Genomic DNA, 2,266 nt, shown 5'->3' on the forward strand with positions numbered 1-2,266 from the left:
CGCAAGGCAGCGGGCCCCGCGCGGATGTTCGCCTGGCTCGCGACCCTCCTGCTCGCCGCGGCCGTGATCATGCGGGGCGCGTCGGTGCACCGGCCCCCGCTGGGCAATCTCTACGAGTTCGTGACGGCCGCGTCGCTGGTGGTCATGCTGGCGTTCTGTCTGTGGGGCCTGCGTCGCAATGTCGACTGGCTCGGCGTCTTCGTGACGGCTCCGGTGTTGCTCATGCTCGGGATGGCGGTGACGCTGTGGTACACCGAGGCGGCCCAGCTGCTGCCGTCCCTGCGGTCCTACTGGCTGGTCATCCATGTCACGGTAGCGACGATCTCGGTCGGTGTCTTCACGCTCGCCGCCATGGTCACCGTGCTCTATCTGCTCGCCGACCGGGCCGAGGCCAAGGCGGCGGCGGGGACTCCCGGCACCGGTATGGGTGCCCGGTTGATGCGGGTGCTACCCCGCGCCCGCGAGCTGGAGCGCCTCTCCTACGCCCTGCACGTGATCGCCTTCCCGCTGTGGACCTTCACCTTGATCGCCGGGGCGATCTGGGCGCGGCAGGCCTGGGCGTCCTACTGGAACTGGGACCCCAAGGAGGTCTGGACCTTTATCATCTGGGTCGTCTACGCCGCCTATCTGCACGCCCGGGCGACGACCGGCATCAGCAAGCAGCGCGCCGCTTATATCGCGCTCGCCGGGTTCGGCTGCATCATCGTCAACTACTCGATCGTCAATATGTACTTCGTCGGTCAGCACAGCTATTCGGGGCTCTAGATGGTCCGCTACACCCTCCTGCGTTTCCTCGTCTTCTTCGGCTGCCTGGCCCTGCTGTGGCTGGTCGGGCTCCGGGCGCACGATCAGCGGCCCTGGCTGCTCGTCGGCGCCGCCGTGCTGTCGACCGTGATCTCGTACTTCGCGCTGCGGCCCTTCCGGGAGCAGACCATCGAGAATCTCACCCGGCACGCCGAAGCGCGCGCCGCGCGGCATGGGGCAACAGATGAGGAGATCGAGGACCGCGTCGTGCAGGACTCGGACGCCGACTTCCGCTGACCACGTCGGTCTTTTGGTCGCGCGGTGCTGCCAACGGCCCGGGGGGGCTGATCCGCCCCCGCGGCTGATCGCCCGTGGCGGCTGCGATCGCGTGGTCGGCCGCGATCACCCGGCCGCAACTCCTCCACTGGCGAGGGCGTGATCGCGCCACGGCGACTGATCGCCAGGCGCGCTGATTCTCAGGCGCGACGGGCGGCCAGCAAGGTCGCAAGCACACCGAGCGCGAGGACTTGGGTCAGCGCGACCGCAATGACCAGTCCGGTGGAGGGCCGAGGTGGCGATCACGTGCAGAGTGGTCAGGTGATAGCCGAGCACCCCGAAGGTGACCAGGCCGCCCGTGGTCAAGCTGGTGGCCACGGCATACGTGACGAAGGCGCGCGGCAGGTTGCCGCCGGTGGCGGCCGCGATCCACCCGCGGCCGGGCCGCGGTGGTGGGTCCGAGTGGGTGGCTGCTGATGTGGGAGGGAGAGCCGGCGTGGTCGATGAGCCGGGTGCGGCCGCGGTCCCGGGGTGATTGCGGGTCGGGCCGGTGCGCCGAGGTCGGGCGCCGCGCGGCGCAGGTAGGCCAGCAGGATCAGGGCGAGGGCACCGAGTACGGCGAAACCCGGCCACAACGTCCCGGCACCGGCGATGACGGCGGCGACCAGCAAGGGCCCGGCGAAGGCGCCTGTCTGATCCAGCGCCTTGTGCACCCCGAACCCGCGGCCGCGAGCGAGGCTCCCGGCGGCGTCGGCGAGGAGGGCGGATTTCGCCCGGGCTGCGGATGGCCTTGCCGGTGCGTTCGAGCAGGATGAGCACGATGGCCGCCGCGAGGCCGGCGGCGCCAAGTCTCGGCGCGACGGCCAGCAGGGGCACGGCCATGCAGGTCAGGGCCTAGCCGGCGATCGTCAGCGGTCAGTAGCGCGCCGTCCGGTCGGCGAGCGGGCCGAAGGCCAGGCGCAGGACGAGCGCGGCCGCTTCACCCGCCCCGGTGACCAGGCCCACAACCGCAGCACGTGCACCAAGCGCGGCCAGCGCGGGGCCGTAGACGGAGCGAGCGCCCTCGTAGACCATGTCCGCCGAGAGGCTGACGACGCCCAGGCCCCAGACCAGCCGCCAGGGGGACGGCCGCGCCGAGGTGGGCGTGCCGGCGCGGGTGGACTCACGGACCGGAGGCCTAAGCCGCGAGCAATCGCGTTCCGACCGGCCACGGCCGGGCCATTCCGCGCGCCGGCCCCCATTCTCG

The 2,266-nt window shown here is 71.4% G+C and carries 3 protein-coding genes and 1 pseudogene; 3 read left to right on the forward strand and 1 reads right to left on the reverse strand.

Translation table 11 applies throughout. The annotated features are described in order from the left end of the window. The 3 genes from ccsB to PKH97_RS16035 all read left to right on the forward strand — a co-directional run. Positions 1-765: c-type cytochrome biogenesis protein CcsB (ccsB, locus tag PKH97_RS16025; RefSeq protein WP_324388610.1), on the forward strand; the 765-nt coding region annotated here is incomplete at its 5' end. After that, positions 766-1,041, forward strand: a complete 276-nt coding sequence (locus PKH97_RS16030) for a DUF4229 domain-containing protein (protein ID WP_324388611.1) — start codon at positions 766-768, stop codon at positions 1,039-1,041. Positions 1,042-1,363: 322 nt separating this feature from the next. Further along, positions 1,364-1,555 (forward strand): hypothetical protein, encoded by a 192-nt coding sequence (locus PKH97_RS16035; RefSeq protein ID WP_324388612.1) that lies wholly within the window; start codon positions 1,364-1,366, stop codon positions 1,553-1,555. A 380-nt stretch (positions 1,556-1,935) separates the two neighbouring features. Here the strand turns inward: PKH97_RS16035 and PKH97_RS16040 are convergent. Further along, a pseudogene (locus tag PKH97_RS16040) lies at positions 1,936-2,266 on the reverse strand (hypothetical protein); the annotation flags it as partial.

Source organism: Nostocoides sp. (assembly GCF_035343835.1).
Classification (GTDB): domain Bacteria; phylum Actinomycetota; class Actinomycetes; order Actinomycetales; family Dermatophilaceae; genus Nostocoides_A; species Nostocoides_A vanveenii.